The sequence below is a fragment of the Streptomyces sp. ATLC9 genome, from assembly GCF_057196705.1.
In genome coordinates this window covers 1-223 of the sequence record NZ_JBXUOY010000669.1, presented here as the reverse complement: position 1 = coordinate 223, position 223 = coordinate 1, and the positions used below count along the sequence as shown (strand labels likewise).

Annotated in this window: 1 pseudogene; it reads left to right on the top strand. The window is 71.3% G+C overall.

Annotated features, from left to right (window positions below):
* Positions 1–223, top strand: a pseudogene (locus AC2CJA_RS27575) (methionine adenosyltransferase); the annotation flags it as partial.

Below are 223 nucleotides of genomic sequence, written 5' to 3'. Positions count from 1 at the left end.
GGTGTCGGTGTCCATCGGGGCGCAGTCCCCCGACATCGCCCAGGGCGTGGACACCGCCTACGAGACCCGGGTGGAGGGGGATGAGGACGAGCTGGACCGGCAGGGCGCCGGTGACCAGGGTCTGATGTTCGGCTACGCGTGCGACGAGACGCCGGAGCTGATGCCGCTGCCCATCCACCTGGCCCACCGCCTCTCCCGGCGGCTGTCGGAGGTGCGCAAGAAC